Source organism: Microbacterium sp. CCNWLW134 (genome assembly GCF_037083565.1).
Classification (GTDB): Bacteria; Actinomycetota; Actinomycetes; order Actinomycetales; family Microbacteriaceae; genus Microbacterium.
In genome coordinates, this window is the sequence record NZ_JBAOJU010000001.1 from 1,545,606 (window position 1) to 1,564,712 (window position 19,107).

General features: G+C 69.4%; 22 protein-coding genes. 2 read left to right on the forward strand and 20 right to left on the reverse strand.

Annotation, left to right across the window (positions count from 1 at the left end):
* Window positions 1–54: 54 nt before the first annotated feature.
* Together V6S02_RS07330 and V6S02_RS07335 are read right to left on the reverse strand one after the other, a co-directional pair.
* Window positions 55–1,014: a tetratricopeptide repeat protein gene (locus tag V6S02_RS07330; RefSeq protein ID WP_336400363.1), complete on the reverse strand. Its 960-nt coding sequence runs from the start codon at window positions 1,012–1,014 to the stop codon at window positions 55–57.
* A complete protein-coding gene (locus V6S02_RS07335) occupies window positions 1,011–2,891 on the reverse strand; it encodes a glycosyl transferase (protein ID WP_336400364.1) in 1,881 nt (626 codons plus the stop codon). Before V6S02_RS07335 ends, V6S02_RS07330 begins: the two co-directional genes overlap by 4 nt.
* A 192-nt stretch (window positions 2,892–3,083) precedes the next feature.
* On the opposite strand from V6S02_RS07335, the gene V6S02_RS07340 reads away from it, so the two are divergent.
* Window positions 3,084–4,157, forward strand: a complete 1,074-nt coding sequence (locus V6S02_RS07340; protein WP_124293397.1) for an AI-2E family transporter — start codon at window positions 3,084–3,086, stop codon at window positions 4,155–4,157.
* Window positions 4,158–4,169: 12 nt separating this feature from the next.
* Here V6S02_RS07340 and V6S02_RS07345 read toward each other — a convergent pair whose 3' ends face one another.
* From V6S02_RS07345 to rpsB, 9 genes are all read right to left on the reverse strand, one after another.
* Window positions 4,170–4,898 (reverse strand): alpha/beta hydrolase, encoded by a 729-nt coding sequence (locus V6S02_RS07345; protein ID WP_336400365.1) that lies wholly within the window; start codon window positions 4,896–4,898, stop codon window positions 4,170–4,172.
* The gene (locus V6S02_RS07350) at window positions 4,898–5,182 is read right to left on the reverse strand and encodes a hypothetical protein (protein WP_336400366.1); all 285 of its coding nucleotides are present in this window, start codon (window positions 5,180–5,182) and stop codon (window positions 4,898–4,900) included. The genes V6S02_RS07345 and V6S02_RS07350 overlap by 1 nt, the downstream gene beginning before the upstream one ends.
* 4 nt (window positions 5,183–5,186) lie before the next feature.
* A complete protein-coding gene (locus V6S02_RS07355; RefSeq protein ID WP_336400796.1) occupies window positions 5,187–5,894 on the reverse strand; it encodes a lytic transglycosylase domain-containing protein in 708 nt (235 codons plus the stop codon).
* A 171-nt stretch (window positions 5,895–6,065) separates the two neighbouring features.
* Entirely contained in the window at window positions 6,066–6,659 is a 594-nt protein-coding gene (locus tag V6S02_RS07360) for a DivIVA domain-containing protein (RefSeq protein ID WP_336400367.1), read from the reverse strand.
* Window positions 6,656–7,705: a phosphatidate cytidylyltransferase gene (locus V6S02_RS07365; RefSeq protein WP_124293401.1), complete on the reverse strand. Its 1,050-nt coding sequence runs from the start codon at window positions 7,703–7,705 to the stop codon at window positions 6,656–6,658. The genes V6S02_RS07360 and V6S02_RS07365 overlap by 4 nt, the downstream gene beginning before the upstream one ends.
* Before the next feature lie 7 nt (window positions 7,706–7,712).
* The gene (gene frr, locus V6S02_RS07370; RefSeq protein WP_124293402.1) at window positions 7,713–8,267 is read right to left on the reverse strand and encodes a ribosome recycling factor; all 555 of its coding nucleotides are present in this window, start codon (window positions 8,265–8,267) and stop codon (window positions 7,713–7,715) included.
* A 91-nt stretch (window positions 8,268–8,358) separates the two neighbouring features.
* Window positions 8,359–9,078 carry a UMP kinase gene (pyrH, locus tag V6S02_RS07375; RefSeq protein ID WP_336400368.1) on the reverse strand — a complete coding sequence of 240 codons (720 nt, stop codon included), beginning with the start codon at window positions 9,076–9,078 and terminating at the stop codon, window positions 8,359–8,361.
* A gap of 86 nt (window positions 9,079–9,164) precedes the next feature.
* Window positions 9,165–9,992 (reverse strand): translation elongation factor Ts, encoded by an 828-nt coding sequence (gene tsf / locus V6S02_RS07380; protein WP_336400369.1) that lies wholly within the window; start codon window positions 9,990–9,992, stop codon window positions 9,165–9,167.
* A gap of 90 nt (window positions 9,993–10,082) precedes the next feature.
* A complete protein-coding gene (rpsB, locus tag V6S02_RS07385) occupies window positions 10,083–11,018 on the reverse strand; it encodes a 30S ribosomal protein S2 (protein WP_336400370.1) in 936 nt (311 codons plus the stop codon).
* 327 nt (window positions 11,019–11,345) lie between these two features.
* On the opposite strand from rpsB, the gene V6S02_RS07390 reads away from it, so the two are divergent.
* Window positions 11,346–11,912 carry a murein hydrolase activator EnvC family protein gene (locus V6S02_RS07390; RefSeq protein ID WP_336400371.1) on the forward strand — a complete coding sequence of 189 codons (567 nt, stop codon included), beginning with the start codon at window positions 11,346–11,348 and terminating at the stop codon, window positions 11,910–11,912.
* A gap of 12 nt (window positions 11,913–11,924) precedes the next feature.
* On the opposite strand, the gene V6S02_RS07395 is transcribed toward V6S02_RS07390, so the two are convergent.
* From V6S02_RS07395 to V6S02_RS07435, 9 genes are all read right to left on the reverse strand, one after another.
* Entirely contained in the window at window positions 11,925–12,836 is a 912-nt protein-coding gene (locus V6S02_RS07395; RefSeq protein WP_336400372.1) for a tyrosine recombinase XerC, read from the reverse strand.
* A gap of 54 nt (window positions 12,837–12,890) precedes the next feature.
* On the reverse strand, window positions 12,891–14,081 hold the full coding sequence (dprA, locus tag V6S02_RS07400; RefSeq protein ID WP_336400373.1) for a DNA-processing protein DprA: 1,191 nt from the start codon (window positions 14,079–14,081) through the stop codon (window positions 12,891–12,893).
* Window positions 14,078–15,604: a YifB family Mg chelatase-like AAA ATPase gene (locus tag V6S02_RS07405; protein ID WP_336400374.1), complete on the reverse strand. Its 1,527-nt coding sequence runs from the start codon at window positions 15,602–15,604 to the stop codon at window positions 14,078–14,080. Before V6S02_RS07405 ends, dprA begins: the two co-directional genes overlap by 4 nt.
* Entirely contained in the window at window positions 15,601–15,963 is a 363-nt protein-coding gene (locus tag V6S02_RS07410) for a YraN family protein (RefSeq protein ID WP_336400375.1), read from the reverse strand. The genes V6S02_RS07405 and V6S02_RS07410 overlap by 4 nt, the downstream gene beginning before the upstream one ends.
* 102 nt (window positions 15,964–16,065) lie before the next feature.
* Complete coding sequence (locus V6S02_RS07415; RefSeq protein WP_124293411.1) at window positions 16,066–16,389, reverse strand: DUF2469 family protein; 324 nt, start codon at window positions 16,387–16,389, stop codon at window positions 16,066–16,068.
* A 61-nt stretch (window positions 16,390–16,450) separates the two neighbouring features.
* Complete coding sequence (locus tag V6S02_RS07420; protein WP_336400376.1) at window positions 16,451–17,110, reverse strand: ribonuclease HII; 660 nt, start codon at window positions 17,108–17,110, stop codon at window positions 16,451–16,453.
* Window positions 17,107–17,868, reverse strand: coding sequence for a signal peptidase I (lepB, locus tag V6S02_RS07425; protein WP_124293413.1), 762 nt, complete (start codon window positions 17,866–17,868; stop codon window positions 17,107–17,109). The genes V6S02_RS07420 and lepB overlap by 4 nt, the downstream gene beginning before the upstream one ends.
* A gap of 150 nt (window positions 17,869–18,018) precedes the next feature.
* Complete coding sequence (gene rplS / locus V6S02_RS07430) at window positions 18,019–18,366, reverse strand: 50S ribosomal protein L19 (RefSeq protein ID WP_124293414.1); 348 nt, start codon at window positions 18,364–18,366, stop codon at window positions 18,019–18,021.
* 175 nt (window positions 18,367–18,541) lie between these two features.
* The gene (locus tag V6S02_RS07435; RefSeq protein WP_124293415.1) at window positions 18,542–19,030 is read right to left on the reverse strand and encodes an MFS transporter permease; all 489 of its coding nucleotides are present in this window, start codon (window positions 19,028–19,030) and stop codon (window positions 18,542–18,544) included.
* Window positions 19,031–19,107 lie beyond the last annotated feature (77 nt).

Genomic DNA, 19,107 nt, shown 5'->3' on the forward strand with positions numbered 1-19,107 from the left:
GGAGGGGGCGGGCGCGAGCCCGCCCCCTCCGGGGTGCTGAGAAGATCCCTTCCCTCAGAACAGCAGCGACGCGAGGCGCCCGCGCGCGCGAATGACGCGGGGGTCGGCGTCACCGATCACGCCGAACAGTTCGAGCAGCCGTTCACGCACCGGTGCGCGCTCGTCGTCGGAGAGGACCGAGAACAGGTCCAGCAGGCGCGCGAAGGCGTCATCGACGTGGCCGCCCGCGACATCCAGGTCCGCCACGGCGAACTGCGCGTCGAGATCCCGCGGAGCGGCTGCCGCAGCATCACGGGCGGCGACGAGATCCAGGCCCTGCACACGCTGGAGAAGACGCACCTGGCCGAGTGCGGCGCGCGCATCGGCATCGCGCGGGTTCTCGGCCAGAGCGCGCTCGTACGCGCTGACGGCCGTGGCGTAGTCGCCCGCCTCGATCGCCGCAGCCGCCTCGGCGTGAAGCGGCGGAAGCTCCGGCTCGACGGGGCCGTCGGAATCGGCGCCATCGGCATCCGCGGCAACCGTGCCGGTGACCCCGTTCTGGGCCGCCAGCTGAAGGAACTGGGCGAAGACCTCGCGCACCTGCTGCTCGGGTACTGCGCCCGTGAACAGCGGCACAGGCTGACCCGCGACGACGCCCACGACCATCGGGATCGACTGCGCCCGGAACGCCTGCGCGAGCTGGGGGTTGGCGTCGACATCGACTTTGGCGAGCACGATCCGACCGTTCAGCTCACGGACGACGCGCTCGAGCGCCGGACTCAGCTGCTTGCACGGTCCGCACCACTCAGCCCACAGGTCCACGACGACCGGAACCGTCCGAGACAGCTCCAGCACCTGACCGAAGGTGGCGTCCGTGACGTCCATGACGAGGGATGGCACGCGTCCGGACGGAGCCGGTGCAGCACCCTCGGCAGGCGGTCCGGCCGACCCGGCGGGCGGCGCGGCGGGGCGGTTGCGGAGCGAGGACAGATCGACGGCGCCACGCAGCGTCGCGCCGGGAGAGACGTCGGTCACGGAATCACCTTCGCGTTGAGGATGTCGGATGCGTACCCGAGCAGACGGATCTTCTCCGTCGACCCCTGGCCGGGCACGTAGAAGAAGAGCTGGTCGGTGTAGGTCGTGGTGAAGCCCGTCGAGGACTGTTCGGCACCCGAGAGCGTACGAACCGTGGGGTTGTTCTCGAGCTTGATCACCGCGTCGGGGTTGGTGGGCTTGACGGTGTCGATCTCATCGATGTTCACCGCGACGATCGCACCGCTTTCCAGCGTCGCGAGAGCCAGCGGCTCGTACGCGCCGGGTGCGGCCTGGAAGGTCAGCTCCCCCGTGGAAGCACCGGTCTGGTTGAACTCGTCCAGGCGCTTCTGGCGGTCTCCGGCCACGCTCACGCGGAACTGGTCGCTCGCGACGTCGAAGAGATCGAAGTACTCGCTCTCCTCCCCGCTGTTCAAGATGTCGGCGTAGGCCTCGGCGAGCTGCGCGGGGGGCAGGAGGAGGAACGGAGAATCCGGCGCCGGCTGAATGGCGCCGATGTACGCCGGCGCCACGACCGGAAGCTCGGTGGCCGCCTCGAGGCTCGCCAGATAAGTCAGCCTGTACGGCGACCACTGGTCCTGCTGTGTGAGCATCATGATGCTCGAGGTGTTGGAGTCGGCGTCATCGACGACACCCACGATCGAACGCGGCCACTCGTCGTACGCCTGGGGCAACACCAGAGTCAGCGGCTCGGCCGGCAGTGCGGCGGGAGCGGGATAGTCGCTGATCGCCGCACGCAGCGCGTAGTTGGTCGAACGCGCCGCGAGCACGGCCCCGTCGAGCCGCGTGGCGGCCAGAGCCTCGTCCGCCGCCTCGTCGGCGGCTGCGACGGTCTCGGCCACCCGCGTCCAGATGCGATCCGCCTGGGCTTCCGTGACCGCCGGCGCCTGCTGACCCTCGGGAACGATGACCGAGGCGGACGGTGAGGGCGTCGGCGAAGGGGCGAACTGGGGCCACGCCTCGGACGAGCATCCGGCGAACAGGAGGGCGGACACGGCAACGGCCGGGACGACGATGAGGCGGCGGCGCCCCCCGGTGAGTGCGCGTCGACCGGTCGCGCTGATCACGCCCTTGCGCTTGCCTTCGACGGCGAGGTCGATCGGCTCCGTGACCGGGACGGGTAGGCCCTTGCGGCGGGGGCCGCGCGAGCGTCGCAGGTGGCGGATCGCGAGGATGTACAGGAACACCCCCACGGCCATCATGAGACCGCCGGCGACGATGAGCGGCCCCGCCCACGGAGTCGCGTTGGCGATCGGCCACGACACCGTGATGTCGGCCGGTGCCGGCTCGACGCCGTCTGCGGCGACGAGCACGCTCATGTCCTCCGGCAGCTGAAGCGGGGCGATGAGCACATCCTCCTGCTGGAACTCGTCCAGCCAGAGATCCGAGCCCACCGGGCTACGGACATCGTCTGCGCCCGCCTCGTCGCCGGTGGCGGCGTCGGCCGCGGGCGTCTCGGCCTCGTTCCCCTCCGCGGTGGCGGACTCCTCGGGCGCCGGCGTCGAGCCCTCTCCGGGCTCCTCCGACACGGCCAGACTCGGGGTGGTCTGCTCCGCCTCGAGCGCCCCCTCCTCGCCGACGGTCACCCGGGTGTACGCCGTATCAGAGAGCCAGGCCTCGAGGTCGGCTGTGCGACCGTATGCCGCGAAGATGGTTCCCTCACTCTGCGCACGGAGAGTCTGCGCTCCCGGGCGACTGTTGAGCACGTCGCCCTCGACCAGGACGTACGGCGTGTCCTCCTCGACGGTGACGGCAGCGGTCGCGGTGTCCGGCCCCTGGAAGACCGTGCGCTGGGCGATGCCCGCGCCGATCATCAGCGCGGCCAGAACGAAGGCCGCGACAGCCCACACGAAACGCACGAATGCCTCACCTCTCCTCGCTCCGATACCGCTCCAGGACGCGGCGGAGCGCAAAACTCGACGTTCCAGACTACCGAAGGGCGCCTGGATGTCGCCCGGGAGCGAATGATGCCGGGGGTGACGACCGGCTATCAGTATCCTGACAAGACCGGACGTCGATGCGCCGGTTCAGCCGAGAGAGGGCGCGCGCCGATGAAGATCCACAATCCGTTCCGCGTGGCGCTCGTCGCCACTCTCGGGGTGGGTCTGGGACTCCTGCTCATCGCGAGCATTCAGACTCTCTCCACGATCCTGCTCTACGTCGGTACGGCACTGTTCCTGTCGTTGGGGCTCGATCCGATCATCTCCTGGCTGGAGCGACGAGGGCTCCCCCGCTGGGCGGCCGTGCTCATCACCATCCTCGGCGTGCTCGGCATCTTCGCCGGCATCGTGTTGATGGTGGTGCCGATCATCGTGGCGCAGGTCGCGCAGTTGATCGCCGCGATCCAGGATCTCTTCTCGACCATGACGTGGGAGGAGTTCATCGGCGGTGTCCTCACCTGGGCTCAGGACACCTTTCCCGGCATCCGGGTGGACGAGGTGTGGAGCTACATCGAGGACTGGTACACCTCGCTGGACCTCGGGTCCATCGGCAGCACGATCGGTGAGGGCGTCCTCGGAGCCGTGGGGGCCGTGATCGCCGGGTTCGGCGGCGCGTTCATCGTCCTCATCCTGACGATCTACTTCACCGCCTCCACTCCGAACCTCAAGAAGGCCGTCTACCAGCTGGTGCCGGCTTCGAAGCGGCCCCGCTTCATCGACCTCGCCGAGCAGATCACCGCCTCGGTGGGCTTCTACGTCATCGGTCAGCTGAGCCTGGGTGTGACAAACGGCATCCTGAGTTTCATCTTCCTCTCGATCATCCAGGCGCCCTTCCCCGCTGTCCTCGCGGTCATCGCCTTCTTCTTCTCGCTGATCCCGCTCGTGGGCACCCTGACCGGATCGGCCATCATCGTGCTCACGTGTCTGATCCCCGGGCTCGGCTCCCCGACGACGGCGCTCGTCGCCGCGATCTACTACCTCATCTACATGCAGATCGAGGCGTACATCATCTCCCCCCGCATCATGAACCGTGCGGTGTCGATCCCGGGGGCCGTCGTGGTCATCGCCGCCCTCGCCGGAGGGTCCCTGCTGGGACTGCTGGGTGCTCTCGTCGCGATCCCCGTCGCGGCCAGCATCCTCATCATCTATCGACAGGTGATCATTCCCCGACAGAACGAGCTGTGACCGGCGTTCGGCTTACGCGGGGTCTGCCAGAGGACCGTCCCATTCCACGGGCAGCGGCAGGGCGTCGGGGTTGACCACGGCGACGATCTCGGTCAAGACCCGGCGCGTCTGATTCTCGCCGACCCAAAGGTGCTTTCCCCCCTCGACGGGGATGAGCGTCGCGTGTGGAATGGCGGCGAACCGCTCCTGCGCGGCATCCGGACGCAGGTAGTCATCGAACTCGGGGATGAGTGCGATGACCGGCCGAAGGTCCCCAGCCCATCCGGCGAGGTCTTCCTCGGTCGCACGGTGCAAGGGGGGCGAGAGGAGGATGATGCCCTCGACGTCGTGGTCGCGTCCGTACTTCAGCGCCAGCTCGGTGCCGAACGACCATCCCACCAGCCAGGGCCGGGGCAGACCGCGCTCCCGGACGAAGTCCATCGCCGCGGCGACGTCGAAAGCCTCGTTGCGGCCGCCGTCGAAGCTCCCCTCGCTCGTGCCGCGAGCCGAGGTGGTCCCCCGGGTGTTGAACCTCAGCACCGCGAGGTCGGCCAGCGCGGGTAGGCGGCCGGCGGCTTTCCGCAGGATATGGGAATCCATGAACCCACCCGCGGTCGGGAGCGGATGAAGCGTCACGAGCGTGGCCACCGGCGCCGCGTCCTTCGGAACCGCGAGCTCGCCCACCAGGGTCAGGCCGTCGACGGTATGAAGCTCGATGTCCTCCCGGCCGGCCGGGAGCAGAACGGGGCCGCGGATCTCCATCAGCCGATCCTCCAGCAGTGCGTGTGCCAATGGCGGCGGTCCGCCAGGGCGGCCGCGTCGCCGAGGATGCCGTCGGCGCGCCACACCACCACGTGAGCCGTCGCCGGTGGGATGTCCTGCGTGCACCCGGGGCACACATACGACTTCGCAGCCTGTCCTGCGGATACGGGCTGCACCGTCCACATCGTGCCGCGTCGCTCCTCGGTGCGCTTCCAGCCGGCGAGCAGCCGTTCGAAGGAGTCGTCGCGCGCGGGATCCGGGCGACGACGGTGCGATCGTGGCATCAGGTCAGTACCACCCGGTGCGGGTCGAGTGGTCCCAGGCCCCGCACGGCGTGCCGTACCGCCCGGCGATGTAGCCCAGGCCCCAGGTGATCTGCGTGGCGGGGTTGGTCTCCCAGTCGGCGCCGGCCGAGGCCATCTTGTTGCCCGGGAGGGACTGGGGAATGCCGTACGCACCGCTGGACGCGTTGTACGCGTTCACGCGCCATCCCGATTCCTTGTTCCACAGGGCCACCAGGCAGCTGAACTGGTCGTCGCCCCATCCGCGCGCTATCACCATGTCGTAGGCGATCGCTTGGGCGCTTCCGGGATCGGGTGTGACGAAGGGCGGCACCCAGCCTCCCGACCCCGAGGAGGACGACGACGCGGCCGACCGCGTCGTCGTGGGTGTCGGTGTGGGCGTCGGGGTGGGTGTCGGAGTGACGTAGACGGTATAGCCGCTGCGATCCAGCGACGGCGACTCGGCGTCGGTGGCGGTCTCGGTGTCGGTTCCCACGGTCACCGCCTGCACGTCGCCGAGCGTGCTGGCGTACAGCGAGATCGGCGGCACCTCCTCGGCGTTCGCGCTGGACAGCGCCGCCCCGGTGGGACCGATCCAGGCCGCCGCGAAGGCAACCGCGGCGAAGGCTGCGAATGTCGCCGAGGTGCTCCGCCGCCGAGACCAGCGAGCAGCCGGACGCGGCGCGGCTCGTCGTGCCGTCGCGCGCCGGGTGATCGCCTGACCGGGAGCGGCGAGGTCACGTCTCCGCGTCGGAACGACGGCGCGCGTCGCCCCGGCATCGTCGTTCGGTGCCGGCAGATCGTTCGCAACGGAGCCGTCGGGAGTCACAGTGCCGCCGAGTCTACCGACCCGGTTCCCGTCTCGCCACGCGCGTCGAGCGAGGCGTCACGACACTGCGAGCATGACCTCGACGACGGCGTCGAGCACCGCGTCGACCTGCTGCTCACGGTATCCGCCGCGCTGCATGCGGAAGGCGACCGCGCGGACCTGCTCGACCGTCACCGTCTGGCCGGACTCCAGGTAACGGCAGATGCGGTCGGCCACCAGGTCCACTTCATCGACCCGGTAGCCGAAGCCGAGCACACCGACACGGTCGAAGCGCCGGCCCTCCGGGCGCGACAGCCGGTCCAGGACCTCTTGTGCGAGGTCGCGGGTGCGCCCCACCCATCCGGCGGCGCCGAGTCGAGCCACCTCGGCTTCGCGCTCCCGCGCGGCGAAGGCATCCTCGATCCGACCGAGGGCCGAATCGACGGCGTCGATGACGTAACCGCCCCGCACCAGAGCGAACGCGGCGTGGCGGACGTCCCACGAGGTGACGGGATCGGCCGTCCGCCCTTCGAAGGACTCGCGGGCGCGAAGGAGGAAGTCGTCGACCGCGCCGCGGTCGTAGCCCTTCTCGCGGCCACGGGCGATCGGGAACGCCGCCCGGGCGTGCGTCCGGCCCGCGGCGCCGGTGTCTGATGGTCGAAGGTCGGTCATGCGACTCCGAGGGGCGAGAGCAGGTAGTACAGAGCAAGCGCTGCGGTCGTGGAGGGCAGGATGGAGTCCAGACGGTCGAGGACTCCTCCGTGGCCCGGGAGCCAAGAGCTCATGTCCTTGATCCCGAGATCGCGCTTGATCATCGATTCGCCGAGATCGCCGGCCGTGGCCGTGCCGAGGATCACCAGTCCGATGATGACGCCCGTCCAGACCGGCAGACCGAGCATCAACGGCGCGAGCAGGAGTCCCGCGATGACCGCGGCCACCGCGGCCCCTGCGAATCCCTCCCACGTCTTCTTCGGACTGATGCGCGGCGCCATCGGGTGACGGCCACCCCGTCCGAGGGTGAGTCCCGACACGTAGGCGCCGGTGTCGGAGACCACCGCCACGATGATGAAGGCGAGAACCCACCATTGGCCGCCGTCCTGGGCGAGGAGGGCGACGCAGAGACTGGCGAAGAAGGGGACGTAGAGCTGGACGAGGCCGGCGATCAGGACGTCACCGAGCACGAGTGCATGCGGTCGGCCGTCGTCGGCGAAGAGCTGCGCGACCAGTCGCCACACCACCACGAGGGAGACCGCGGCGAACGCGCCGATCCAGTGCAACCAGGGCTGCAGGAAGAAGCCGGCGAGAACCAGAAGTGTTCCCGCGATGAGCTGCGCGACGATGTCGACTCGGCGACCTGACGCGCGCAGGGCGCGGCTGAATTCGAACGTGCCGAGGGTGCTGGCAGCCAGCGCGAACAGCACGAACAGCTGCTTGAAGAAGATCAGGGATGCCAGGACCACGACGCCGATCGCCAGGCCGATGAGGATCGCCAGGATGAGGTTTCGCCCGGTGCGCTGCGTGATCCTGGCGTTGGCCTCCTCGAACTCTGCTCGCGCATGCGCGAGTTGCGTCTCCAGTTCGCTTCGGGCAGCGCGCACATGCGTCTGGAATCCGGGTTCTCCGGCGACGGGCGCCCGTCGGGCCGCAGCGGCCTCCCGACGGGTCGCGGGAACCGCAGGGGCGTCGCTGCCCCGCTCTCCACCCGCGGTGTCTGTCATGACCGGCTCACACTTCGAGCAGCTCAGCCTCTTTACGCTTGAGCGCGTCATCGATGGCGTCGACGTGCGTGCGCGTCAGAGCGTCGAGCTCCTTCTCACCGCGGGAGATCTCATCCTCACCGACCTCGCTCTTGAGCGCGTCGAGGTCGTCCTTGGCCTTGCGGCGGATGCCGCGGACGTGGACCTTGGCGTCCTCACCCTTGGCACGGACGATCTTGACGAACTCTTTGCGCCGCTCCTGAGTGAGCTCGGGCAGCGTGACACGCACGAGGTTGCCGTCGTTGGTGGGGTTGGCTCCGAGGTTGGGGGTGTCGCGGATCGCCTGCTCGATGGCCTTCAGCGCCGACTTGTCGTAGGGCGTGACCACGAGCGTGCGCGCCTCGGGGTTGTTCAGCGAGGCGAGCTGGGCAAGCGGCGTGGGCGAACCGTAATAGTCGACCATGATCTTCTGGAACAGCTGCGGGTTGGCACGCCCGGTGCGCACGGTCGCGAAGTCCTCCTTCGCGGCCTCGACCGCCCGGTCCATGCGGGAAGCGGCATCTGCCAGTACGTCGGCGATCACAGGAACTCCATTCTCCGAACTCATCAGAAGTCTAGTGCGCGACCCCGGGAAGCCCGGGGCAGCACACCGTGGTGGCGAGGAGGGGGCGTCGTCAGACGGTCACCAGGGTGCCGATGGACTCGCCCAGGAGGGCCCGGGTCACGTTGCCCTCCGGCTCCATCCCGAACACGCGCATGTCCATGCCGTTGTCCATGCACAGGCTGAACGCGGTCGAGTCGACGACCTTCAGACCGCGCTGAAGTGCATCGATGTAGGTGATGCGATCGATGCGGGTCGCGGTCGCGTCCTTCCGCGGGTCGGCGGTGTAGACGCCGTCGACGCCGTTCTTCGCGACCAGGACCTCGATCGCTCCGATCTCCAGGGCGCGCTGTGCGGCGACGGTGTCGGTGGAGAAGTACGGCAGTCCTGCTCCGGCGCCGAAGATGACGACGCGGCCCTTCTCCATGTGACGCTCGGCACGGCGCGGGATGTACGGCTCGGCGACCTGAGTCATCGAGATCGCCGACTGGACGCGCGTTGCGGACCCCGCCTGCTCCAGGAAATCCTGCAGGGCGAGCGCGTTCATCACGGTGCCGAGCATGCCCATGTAATCCGCCCGGCCCCGGTCCATCCCCCGCTGGCTCAGCTCGGCCCCCCGGAAGAAATTGCCGCCGCCGACGACGACGGCGATCTCCACACGATCGACCGCAGCAGCGATCTCGCGGGCGATCTGGCTGACGATGTCGGGATTGACCCCGAGCTGTCCTCCGCCGAACGCCTCCCCGGACAGCTTCAGCAGAACACGACGGCGGTGGCTCGTCTCATCGATCACGGATCATCCTCTCGTCCAACGCAGACTATCGAAGCGTGAGAAAGGGCCCGCATCGACGAGGGGTCGATACGGGCCCTGCAGCGATCTCAGGCGCCGACCTTGAACCGGGCGAACCCGGTGAGGGTCAGACCTGCGTCCTTGGCGACCTGGGCCACCGACAGCTTGTTGTCGCGGGCGTAGTCCTGGTCCAGAAGCGACACCTGCTTGAAGAAGGCGTTCACGCGTCCTTCGACGATCTTGGGCAGAGCCGCCTCGGGCTTACCCTCGTTGCGCGAGATCTCCGTGACGATCTGGCGCTCCTTCTCCACGTCCTCCTCGGGCACCTCATCGCGGGAGAGGTACGAAGGGTTGGCGAAGGAGATGTGCTGCGCCAGGCTGCGGGCGGTCTCGGCGTCATCACCCGAGTACGCCAGGACCACTCCGACCTGCGGGGGCAGGTCCTTGTTGGTCTTGTGCAGGTAGACCTCGAAGTTGTCACCGGCGAGCGTGCGCACGCGACGCAGCTCGACCTTCTCACCGATGATCGCGGCCTCGTCCGAGATGAGCTCGGCGACCGTCTGCGCACCGGCGGGCGCTGCCAGGGCGGCGTCGACGGAGTCGGCGCCGGCGGCGGCGGCGGCCTCGACGACCTTCTCGGCCAGAGCGACGAAGCGGTCGTTCTTGGCGACGAAGTCGGTCTCGCAGGCGAGCTCGATCATGGTGACCTTGCCGTCCTGCTCGCGGGCCGCGATGAGGCCCTCGCTCGTGGAGCGGTCGGCACGCTTGGCGTTGCCCTTCGCGCCCTTCAGGCGCAGGATCTCGACGGCCTTCTCGACATCGCCGTCGGCCTCCTCGAGGGCCTTCTTGGTGTCGACCATTCCGGTGCCGAGCTGCTCGCGAAGAGCCTTGATGTCAGCGATGGTGAAGTTTGCCATGGGTGGCGGCTCCTTATGTGACGGGTGCTGTCGTGTGCATGCGCGTTCCTCGGGGCGGGGCGTCTCCACCCCGCCCCGAGGAACAGCGGCTTACTTCTCGGTGGCCTCGTCGGCCGCGGCCTCGGGGGCGTCGGCCGCTTCCTGGGCGGTCTCGGGGGTCTCCGCAGTCTCGGCGGCGACGGCCGCCTCGGCGGCGGCGGCACCGGCCTCGTCGGCAGCGGTCTCGGTCGCGGCGACCGACACATCGGCGGCACCCGTGACCGTGCTGCCCTGCTCCAGGAGTTCACGCTCCCACTCGGCGAGCGGCTCGGCGGCCTCGTCGGCGTCTGCGGGCTGGTGACGCTGGATCAGGCCCTCGGCAGCGGCGTCGGCGATGATGCGCGTCAACAGCGACACCGAGCGGATGGCGTCGTCGTTGCCGGGGATCGGGTACTGGAACTCGTCGGGGTCCGCGTTGGTGTCGAGGATGCCGATGATCGGGATGCCGAGCTTCGTGGCCTCATCGACGGCGAGGTGCTCGCGCTTGGCGTCCACGACCCAGATCGCCGACGGCGTCTTGGACATGTTGCGGATACCGCCGAGGGACTTGTGCAGCTTGTCGAGCTCGCGCTTCTTCAGCAGGAGCTCCTTCTTGGTGAAGCCGCTGTCTGCCGGGTTGTCGTAGTCGAGCTCCTCGAGCTCCTTCATACGAGCCAGGCGCTTGGACACCGTCTGGAAGTTGGTGAGGAGTCCGCCGAGCCAGCGCTGGTTGACGTAGGGCTGGCCGACGCGGGTCGCCTGCTCGGCGATGACCTCCTGGGCCTGCTTCTTCGTTCCGACGAACAGGACGGTCCCGCCGTGCGCGACGGTCTCCTTGACAAACTCGTACGCCTTGTCGATGTACGACAGCGACTGCTGCAGGTCGATGATGTGGATGCCGCTGCGCTCGGTGAGGATGAAGCGCTTGACCTTCGGGTTCCACCGACGGGTCTGGTGTCCGAAGTGCACGCCGCTGTCGAGCAGCTGGCGAATGGTGACGACGGCCATGGCCGTTCTCCTTCTCTGGCGCGTTCGCGCCGTTTCGGTTTTCCTCCCGGTCGATCGACCGGTGCTGCCTGGTACCCGACCGCCTTCCGCTCGCACGCGACGATGTCGGGTGGGAGACCGTGGGAAGGATGCCGCGCGCTGCGGGACCGAAGTCGTCGCAGCGCGCTCAGGGCACGCGTAGTCACCCCGATGTCGGGGTGCGAAGGGAAGTCTATCAGCGTCATGGCGGCCACGTCCTCTCCTCCCCACGTGCGAAGAGGAGTCAGGAGTCCACAGATCCAGACGAGCACGACTCGTCAGCTGCTCGGGTGAGCGAGCCTTGCGCTCATGGCCTCGCGCGCACCGTCCGATCGACCACCACAGACGAACCGGTGGGCGGCATTCCGGCTGGTTGTCGTGCTCGGCTTCGCGTTCGCGGTCGCAGGTTCCCCTCCCGTCGGCGCGGCGACTCCGCCCGACGATGTCTCGATCCCGCTCGCAGGAACCTGGGGATGGCCTCTGGAGCCGTTCCGGCTCGTCCGCCCGTACATCGCGCCCGCGCACGAGTATGCGCCAGGCCATCGGGGCATCGACATCGCCCCGATCGGGTCACCGTCGTCGGTGGAGGTCGTCGCGCCGGCGGACGGGGTGATCGCCTTCAGCGGACAGGTGGCAGGGCGCCCGGTGGTCACGATCGACCACGGGGCGGGGTTCGTCTCCACGCTGGAACCCGCCTCGGGCGTTCTCCCCCCGGGGACCGCGGTCGATCGCGGGGGCGTCGTCGCCATCCTGTCCGAGGGCGGCCACAGCGCGCCCGGCACGCTCCACTTCGGTGTGCGCCGAAACGGCGCCTACATCAACCCGATGCTGCTTCTCGGAGGGGTGCCGCGCGCGGTCCTCCTCCCCTGCTGCTGAGCCGTTCGCAGGTCACGCTCGAGGATGAGCCAGACGGTAGGACGCGGTGAGGCGTTCGTGCGACACGTGGGTGTAGATCTGCGTGGTGCCGAGGCTCTCGTGACCGAGGATCTCCTGGACACTGCGGAGGTCGGCCCCGCCGTCCAGCAGGTGGGTGGCGGCGCTGTGCCGCAGGGCGTGCGGACCGACGGGTCTCCCGACGAGGGGGCCGACCGTGCGTGCCACGAGGTCGTACACGGTCCGCGGACCGAGCCGTGCCCCGCGCGCGCCGAGGAAGAGCGCAGCCCTCCCGCGGTCTCGATCAGCCTGCCGCGCGAGGAGCACGGGGCGCGCCCGCACGAACCAAGCCTCCAGCGCCGCAGACGCGGGCATGCCGAACGGCACGACGCGCTCCTTGGCCCCTTTGCCCCAGACGCGCACGGTGCGCCGCTCGCGATCCACATCGTCGGTGTCGAGGCCGCAGAGTTCCGAGACGCGGATGCCGGCCCCGTAGAGCAGCTCGAGGATCGCGTGGTCGCGCAGCGCGAGAGGATCGCCCGTCTGCGACGCTGCAGCCCCCAGATCGGCGAGCATCTCGGCGAGCGCCTCGGCGGGTGCCACCGTCGGCAGAGTCCGTCCGCGTTTGGGAGTGACGAGGCGGGCGGCGGGGTCGGTCGAGAGGTCGCCGGCGGCCACCGCCCAGACGAAGAGTCCCCTCGCCGATGCCGCACGCCGTGCGAGGGTCGCCCGGGAGGCCCCGCTCTGCTGGACGCGCCAGAGCCACTCGCGCAGATCCTCGCGAGTGATCTCGCCGATGTCGGGATCGTCGAGGATGTCGGCGAGGTCGCGCAGATCGGCGCGGTACGCACGGACGGTTGCCGGTGACAGCCGCCGGACGTCGCGCAGGTGCGCCAGGTAGCGCTCGATGACCGCCGAGAGCCGCATCACCCCAGGATGCCCGATGCGTCCCCATCGATGCGCCGCCGCGCGGCGGCGCGCTCATCTCGTCCACGAAGGTACCCGGCGCCATCCGGTCCTGCCGCGTTCCACGCCTCCGGAGAGGGCGAGGATCCCGAGCTCCGCCTCGACCTCGGCAGGCGCGAGGCCTGAGGACCGGGCGATCTGGGACAGGTCCTTCTCCGATCGCACGCTGAGGGCGTCGATGACGCGCGTGGTCCGATCGGTGCGGTCCCCGCTCACCGCCGGAAGCAGCATCCCGTCCTCCCAACCGAGGAGCTCGCGGACATCGCCCGCGGAGGTGATGCAGCGCGCGTCGTACTCCCGCAGCAGCCGATGACACCCCGCCGAGGCGGTGCTGGTGATCGGCCCGGGCACCGCGCCGAGCGGACGTCCCAGGGAGGCGGCATGACCGGCCGTGTTGAGTGAGCCGCTTCGCCACCCTGCCTCGACGACCACCGTCGCATCGGAGATCGCCGCGATCAGCCGGTTGCGCTGGAGGAACCGCCATTTCGTCGGCGCCGCGCCGCACAGGGCTTCGCTGACGATCGCGCCGTTGGTAGCGATGCGATCGATCAGATGACTGTGCCCGGCCGGATACGCGCGATCTGCGCCGCCGGCGAGGAAAGCCACGGTGTCGCCGCCGACCGTGAGCGCGGCGCGGTGAGCGGCGCCATCGATGCCGTAGGCCGCGCCGGAGACCACCGTCACCCCCGAGCCGGCGAGGTCGGCGGCGAGCTCTCCGGCGACGTGCTCGCCGTAGGATGTCGCCGCCCGCGCGCCGACCAGCGCGACGGCGGCGCCGGCCGGCCGCAACAGGGCGGCGCTTCCACGCACCCAGAGACAGACAGGCCGATGGGCTCCCAGGTCATCCACCGCCGTCGGCCATGACGGATCGCCGGGGACGATGAGCTGCACACCGGCCCGCGCCGCGGCCGCACACGCTTCGGCGACACCTTCCGGCCGCCACCGCGGCATCCAGCGCTCTCGGCCCTGCTCCGCAGCCCCGGCGAGGTGCGTGGGCGCGGGGCCCGCATTCACCACCATCTCGAGCGCCCGAAGGGCGCCGTACTCTGCGATGAGGTGACCGGCGGAGCCGTCACCGGGTTCGGTGAGGAGGTTCCACGCCACCCGTGCCCACGTGTCGGCTTCGTCGGAGTCGGATGAATCCGCACCGCGGACGCCCGCCAGCGTGCGCCTCGCGGCATCAGAAGACTCCGGCCACACTCTCATGCGGTCACCCCCTTCTTCAGGAACAGAGCACGCCCGATGTCTTCGACGCTCAGTTGCGGGCGGGCGCCGAGATCGGCGAGCGACCAGGCGACCCGGAGAACCCGGTCGTACCCGCGCAGGGTCAGCGCTCCGCGGTGGAGCGCAGCATCCAGTGGCCGGCGGATGATCGGCGACGGTGCGGCCGGCCCCTGCCGGAGCCAGCTTCCCGACACGTCGGCATTCACCCGCCACGGGGTTTCGCGGAGGCGATGCGCAGCGCGTGCCCGCGCCTCGCGCACCTGAGCGTGCGCGTCGGCGGTGGTGGTGCCGCCGGCATCGCCCTGGCCGGGCGCGACCGCCACCCGACGCATCGACAGCTCGATATCGATCCGGTCGAGCAGGGGGCCCGAAAGCCGGCCGAGGTAGCGCCGGATGGCGATCGGCGGGCAGACACACGATCCGCCCGGCACGGCGAACTGTCCGCAGGGGCAGGGATTGGTTGCAGCCACGAGCTGGAATCGCGCCGGGAACTCCGCGACCGCCCCGGCCCGGTGGATGGTGATCCGGCCGCTCTCCAAGGGCTGGCGCAGCGCGTCCAACGTGTGCGCAGGAAACTCCCCCGCCTCATCGAGGAACAGGATGCCGGTCGCCGCGCGGGCGATCGCCCCCGGCCGGATGATCCGCGATCCGCCACCGACGAGCGCAGCCACGCTCGCGCTGTGGTGCGGAGCCTCGAAGGGCGGAGTCCGGCGAAGAGCCGAGACGGCTTGCCCGCCGAGCGACCGCACGGAGGCTGCCAGGAGCGCGGCGTCCTCGTCGAGCGGGGGCAGGATGCCGGGGAGACGCCGCGCCAGCATCGTCTTGCCCGCCCCGGGAGGGCCGCTCATCAGAATGTGGTGGCCACCCGCCGCCGCGACGATGAGCGCGGTCACCGCTTCGGGCTGCCCCACCACGTCTGCAAGTTCCAGCACCTCCCCCGCCGTCTCCTCGGGCCGCGCCGCCGGAACCGCAGACTGCTCGGGTACCTCGACGGATCCGCCGTGGAACGCGACCACCTCGGCGATGTTGACGGCGCCGAGCACCTCGATGCCGGTCACCAGCTGAGCCTCCTCGCGGTTGGCATGGGGCACCACCGCGCGCCGAATGCCCTTGCGGGCTGCAGCGAGCACGGCGGGAAGGACGCCGGGCACCGGTCGAAGCCGTCCGTCCAGACCGAGTTCGCCGATGTGCACCGTGGCGTCGAGCGATTCCCGGGCGAGAGGGAGCTCGGTGGCGATGGCGGCGACCGCGATCGCGACATCGAACCCGGATCCGTTCTTGGGCAGACTCGCGGGCGACAGGTTGACGGTGAGCTTGCGTCGCGGAAGCGTCAGGCCGTTGTTGGCGCACGCGTTGTGGACCCGCTGGACGGCTTCTCCGAGCGACTTGTCGGGCAGGCCGATGATCCGGAAATCGGGAGTCTGCTGCGAGAGGTCGGCTTCGACCTCGACGAGGGCTCCATCCAGGCCCGTCAGGGCGACAGCCCGGGTACGAACGACGGTCACCGCAGATCCCGCAGATGCTCGATCGTCGCGGTCCGAGGATCGGGGCCCAGGACGGACACCGCATCGAGCCTCAGTCGGCGCCCCTGGGCGGATTGCGGGTGGGCCGCGATCCACGCCATCGCCAGGCGCCACAACCGCATGCGCTTGCGGGTGTCCACCGCTTCGAGGGGATGACCGAAGTCTTCGCCGCGCCGCGACTTGACCTCGACGACGACGAGGTCATTCCCGTCCTCGGCGACGAGGTCGATCTCCCCGGCGGCGCACCGCCAGTTGCGGGCGATCAGCCGCCATCCCTGCTCTTGGAGATACGTCGCTGCACGCTCTTCGCCGGCTCTGCCGACCTCGTCCTTGACTGCCATGGTCCGATCGTGATCGGACGCGGCATCCCGTGGCGGCCGCTCTCCCTCATCCGTGTACACAGCCCGGAGAGGGCCCGCTGTGCAGGAGAGGACGCGGGCGCGTCAGCTGTCGAGCGAAAGCTCCTCTGGGAGCTGGAAATCGCGTCGGGAGAGCTCCTCGACGTTGACGTCCTTGAAGGTCAGCACCCGCACCGCCTTGACGAACCGGTCGGCGCGGTAGATGTCCCACACCCAGACGTCGTTCATCGTGATCTCGAAGTAGAAGTCGTGCTCGGTGTCGCGGCGCACGACGTTGACCTCGTTGGCGAGGTAGAAGCGCCGCTCCGTCTCGATCACGTACGCGAACTGACCCACGACATCGCGGTACTCGCGGTACAGTGCCAGCTCGAGCTCGCGGTCGTAGTCTTCGAATACCTCGTCGTCCATGGTGAGTCCACTCTAGATCGCCCGCGGCCGATCCACGGCCCGACGGTCGGCCGCGACCGCGTCAGAACAGGGTCGGTGCGTCCGCGATCGACCACGACGACCGGTGATGCCTGCTCAGGCCGTGGGAGCGGATCGCCGCCCGATGCTCGGGGCTCGCGTATCCCTTGTTGCGCGACCACTGGTACGCGGGTGACTCGTCATGCAACCCCGTCATCAGCGTGTCGCGCGCCACTTTGGCGATGACGGACGCTGCCGCGGCGCTGGCGCAGTCGCGATCGGCCTTGATCACCGGACGCACCCGCAGATTGCTGGCGCCGGCCGGGGTGATGTAGTCGTAGTTCCCGTCGAGGAGCACGATCGCCTCCGAGGCGTCCACGCCGTGAGCCCCCAGATCCGCCAGCGCGCGGATCGTGGCAAGGCCCAGAGCGCGCATGATGCCGATCTCGTCGATCTCGTCGGCCGAGGCCCAGCCGACGGCGCTGGCGGCCACCCACGAGGCCGCCCGCGCCGCAACGGCCGGGCGATGGTGCTCAGGAACGAGTTTGGAATCACGCAGCCCCTGCGGCACGCGCTTGCGCGATCGCGGCGCGTCGACGGCGACCGCTCCGACGGCCACCGGCCCCGCGAGAGCCCCCCGTCCGACCTCATCGCAGGCGATGACGACCGGATGCTCGCGGAGCAGTCGTCGCTCGAGAGTGAGGCGCGGTTCGATCACGGTCACGGCTGGTCGGCAGGCTCCGGAACCCCGGCGAAGACCTCGTGGTGGAAGTCCAGCAACCCGAATCGCGACAGCGGCCACGTCGTCAGGAATGCGCGGCCGACGACGTTCTCGAGCGGGACGAAGCCCTCGCCCGGCTGGTCCTGGTTGAAACGGGAGTCCCGCGAGCTGTTGCGGTTGTCTCCGAGCACCCAGAGACGGTCCTCAGGCACCGTGACGTCGAAATCCTCGGCCGACGCCCTGCTGACCCCGCCCGGGAGCTTGAGGTAGTCCATCTCATCGATGGGGACGTCGTTGATCGTGATCTGCCCGAGCGTGTTGCAGCACACCACGTGATCTCCCGGAAGCCCGATGATGCGCTTGACGAGGTGGTCGTCGCTGTCCGGTGCAGCGAGACCGATGAGCGACAAAACCCACTCCACGCCGTCGACGAACGGGCCGCGGCTCGGTGTCTCCGAGGGTGGCAGCCACCCACCCGGATCGCGGAACACCACGATGTCACCGCGCTCATAACCTCCGAAGCGCGGCGTCAGCTCGTCGACGAGGATGCGGTCGTTGACGTTGAGGGTGTTCTCCATCGACCCCGACGGGATGTAGAACGATCGGACGACGAAGGTCTTGACGAGGAAGGACACCACGAGCGCGATCAGGACGATGATCAGGACGTCCCGCAGGAATGTGCCCCACCCTCGCTTGCGACCCTCGGGCTGCGATCTGCGGGAGGGGAAGCGGTCGGCCGTCGCGTGTTGCTCGGTGGTCATCGGATCCTTCTCGGGGCCTCCCGCCCCGGTCGGTGCGGCGTCCTACCAGGGTGACATACTCGCGCGGAGTCGTCGGTCCGCCGTCGCGGGGAATTCGCCCCGAACGACGAACGCCCCGGCGATGACCGGGGCGTTCGGGGTTCAGCGCGCTCAGCTGTCGCGCTTCTCCTTGATCTTGGCCTTCTTGCCGCGGAGGGCGCGGAGGTAGTACAGCTTGGCGCGGCGCACGTCGCCGCGGGTGACGACCTCGATGTGGTCGATCACCGGGCTGTGAACCGGGAACGTACGCTCCACACCGACCTGGAAGCTGATCTTCCGCACGGTGAAGGTCTCGCGGATGCCGTCTCCGGAGCGGCCGATGACGACGCCCTGGAAGATCTGGATGCGCGAGCGGTTGCCCTCGGTGATGTTGACGTGCACCTTGACGGTGTCACCGGGGCCGAAGTCGGGGATGTCGGAGCGCAGCGATGCTGCGTCGACGGAATCGAGGATCTGCATGAGGGATCACTTCCTGCGGCCGCCACAGGTCGACCGCGTCACGATGACGGGATGGTGTGCCCGAACCGTCCGCGATGTGGAGCGGACGGCGTACTCCCCTGAGGCAGAGCCGTTCAGGGCACAAACAGCCATTCTGCCATGGATCGCGACCCCGGCAAAAACGCTGCCGCACGGATCAGCGCAGGTCGCTGCGCTCCTCGATGACGACGACGTCGGACGGTCGTGGCCGCGTCGACCTCGATGCTTCACCGAGGTATGCGGAGGACGTCGTCCGGAACGCCACGAGACCGGCGGGCCGGGCTTCACGCCACAGCTGCCACAGCTGGGCCCAGAACAACGCCAGAGCGACGGCGATGGTCAGGCCGAACGCCCCACCCCACCACCACGTGCCGAAGAATCCGAGCGACACCGTCAGCGCGTGGAGGATCGCGAAGCCCGCGACATCCAGCCACGACACCGCGCGTTCCGCGCGCACCGTGCCGCGGGCCCGGACCAGCAGAGTCAGGATGATCTGCCCGATGAAGACCGACGGGATGCCCAGGAGCAACACCCAGAGGAAGGCCCACCCTCCCGCGTTGAACACGCCCCAGCCGACGAGCAGCCAGAGCGGCAGGACGAAGGCCGCCGGGAACAGCCACCGGTAGACCGCGCGTCGGAGAACCATGAACCGATGCTACGCCCGTCCCGGGGCGGCGGGCAGGGTGTCCCGGGCGCCGGACGGCCATCTCTCAGCGCGCACTC

Coding starts and splice junctions, on each gene's coding strand:
- V6S02_RS07340 (WP_124293397.1), top strand. CDS start 3,084: ATGAAGATCCACAATCCGTTCCGCGTGGCGCTCGTCGCCACTCTCGGG.
- V6S02_RS07345 (WP_336400365.1), bottom strand. CDS start 4,898: ATGGAGATCCGCGGCCCCGTTCTGCTCCCGGCCGGCCGGGAGGACATC.
- V6S02_RS07350 (WP_336400366.1), bottom strand. CDS start 5,182: ATGCCACGATCGCACCGTCGTCGCCCGGATCCCGCGCGCGACGACTCC.
- V6S02_RS07360 (WP_336400367.1), bottom strand. CDS start 6,659: ATGACCGACCTTCGACCATCAGACACCGGCGCCGCGGGCCGGACGCAC.
- V6S02_RS07365 (WP_124293401.1), bottom strand. CDS start 7,705: ATGACAGACACCGCGGGTGGAGAGCGGGGCAGCGACGCCCCTGCGGTT.
- tsf (WP_336400369.1), bottom strand. CDS start 9,992: ATGGCAAACTTCACCATCGCTGACATCAAGGCTCTTCGCGAGCAGCTC.
- rpsB (WP_336400370.1), bottom strand. CDS start 11,018: ATGGCCGTCGTCACCATTCGCCAGCTGCTCGACAGCGGCGTGCACTTC.
- V6S02_RS07390 (WP_336400371.1), top strand. CDS start 11,346: ATGGCCTCGCGCGCACCGTCCGATCGACCACCACAGACGAACCGGTGG.
- V6S02_RS07395 (WP_336400372.1), bottom strand. CDS start 12,836: ATGCGGCTCTCGGCGGTCATCGAGCGCTACCTGGCGCACCTGCGCGAC.
- dprA (WP_336400373.1), bottom strand. CDS start 14,081: ATGAGAGTGTGGCCGGAGTCTTCTGATGCCGCGAGGCGCACGCTGGCG.
- V6S02_RS07410 (WP_336400375.1), bottom strand. CDS start 15,963: ATGGCAGTCAAGGACGAGGTCGGCAGAGCCGGCGAAGAGCGTGCAGCG.
- V6S02_RS07415 (WP_124293411.1), bottom strand. CDS start 16,389: ATGGACGACGAGGTATTCGAAGACTACGACCGCGAGCTCGAGCTGGCA.
- lepB (WP_124293413.1), bottom strand. CDS start 17,868: ATGACCACCGAGCAACACGCGACGGCCGACCGCTTCCCCTCCCGCAGA.
- rplS (WP_124293414.1), bottom strand. CDS start 18,366: ATGCAGATCCTCGATTCCGTCGACGCAGCATCGCTGCGCTCCGACATC.
- V6S02_RS07435 (WP_124293415.1), bottom strand. CDS start 19,030: ATGGTTCTCCGACGCGCGGTCTACCGGTGGCTGTTCCCGGCGGCCTTC.